The following is a 1,646-nucleotide window of genomic DNA, read 5'->3' as shown; positions in this document are numbered from 1 at the left end:
GAGAGCCTGTGAAGAAATCTCGGGGCGGGCCCGAATCTTATCGTCAAGTGCGAACCCCATTGTTATAATGGTCTCATGAGCACTCCGAAGCCCCGCAAGTTGGCGACACCCGCCCCCATGCTCTTCGAGGTCCCGGGCGATCCGCCCGCTGAGTCCGAGGCGATCGACCCGGGTCGGGGTCGGCCTCGGCTCCGGACCGCCGACCGTCAGCAAGTCGTCTTCCGCGCCGCCCCCCTCGACGCGCTGATCCCCGACGATCATCCCGCCCGCGTCGTCTGGGCCTACGTCGAGGGGCTCGACCTCGGCCCCCTCTACGCTCGCATCAAGGCGGTCCGGGGGCGGCCCGGCCGAGCCCCCATCGATCCGAAGATCCTCATGACGCTGTGGCTCTACGCCACCATCGAGGGGGTCGCCAGCGCCCGCCGGATGGACGCGCTCTGCCGGGACCACGCGGCCTTCCGGTGGATCGTCGGCGACGTGCCGACCAACTATCACACCCTCGCCGACTTTCGCACCGATCACGTGGAGTTGCTCGACGACCTCCTGACTCGCAGCGTCGCGGCGCTGATGGTCGAGGGCCTGGTCGATCTCAACCGGGTGGCCCAGGATGGGATGCGGGTCCGCGCCTCGGCCGGGGCCGCATCGTTCCGCCGCCGACCGACTCTGGAGGAGGCGCTGACGGAAGCCGAGGCGCAGGTCGAGGCGCTGCGGGCGGAGGCGGAGGAAGACCCGGGGGCCTCGGATCGGAGGCAGAAGGGGGCCCGAGAGCGGGCGGCCCGAGAGCGTGCCGAGCGGATCAAGTCGGCCCTGGGTCGGCTGCCGGAACTGGAGGCGAAGAAGAAGGCCGGTGAGAAGGACAAGGCGCGGTGCTCGACGACCGACCCGGAAGCCACGGTGATGAAGATGGCCGACGGGGGGTTCCGCCCGGCGTACGACGTCCAGTTCTGCACGGCGACCGATGGCCAGGTGATCGTGGGCGTGGGCGTGGAGACGACCGGCAGCGACGCGGGCCAGATGGTGCCGATGGTGGAGCAGATCGAGGAGCGATACGACGCGGTGCCGGCCGAGGTCCTGGTCGATGGCGGGTTCGCGCAGCATGACCAGATCGAGGCGGTCGGAGCCGCGGAGACGGGCTGCACGGTCTATGCCCCGGTGCCCAAGCCGAAGGATCCGAAGGTGGACCGCCACGCCCCCAAGCCGGGCGACAGCGAGGCGGTGGCGGCGTGGCGTCGACGGATGGAGACGGAGGAGGCCAAGGCGATCTACAAGGAGCGTGCGGCGACGGCCGAATGCGTCAACGCGCAGGCGCGGAATCGAGGGCTGCTGCGATTGCTTGTGCGAGGCCTGGCCAAGGTCAAGGCGATCGCCCTGTGGCATGCATTGGCCCACAATCTGGTCCGTGGGGCGGCGCTGCGCGCCGCGGCGGCCGTGGCGATGTAAGGGGGGGGATTTCGGCGGGATCGGGGGGAATCGGGGCGATTTCAGGGGGGATTTCGGGGCGATCAAGAGGCCCCAGGACGAATCCAGAGCGATCGGGGCGCGATCACGAGCCCGAGGGGCTCGGATCCCGAGTGAAAAACGCCGCGCCCCGACACCGATGGATCACAGCCCCGATCCCCGACATGGGGCGAATCATTCACAAACTC

General features: G+C 69.4%; 1 protein-coding gene. It reads left to right on the top strand.

The genetic code is table 11. From position 1 onward, the window contains the following. The first annotated feature begins 117 nt into the window (after nt 1-117). Nucleotides 118-1,440 (top strand): IS1182 family transposase, encoded by a 1,323-nt coding sequence (locus tag G6O54_RS36790; RefSeq protein WP_250847255.1) that lies wholly within the window; start codon nt 118-120, stop codon nt 1,438-1,440. Nucleotides 1,441-1,646 lie beyond the last annotated feature (206 nt).

Source organism: Aquisphaera insulae (assembly GCF_011064615.1).
In the GTDB taxonomy this organism is placed as follows: domain Bacteria; phylum Planctomycetota; class Planctomycetia; order Isosphaerales; family Isosphaeraceae; genus Aquisphaera; species Aquisphaera insulae.
The sequence above is the reverse complement of the archived record's forward strand: the minus strand, read 5'-3'. Positions and strand labels throughout refer to the sequence as shown.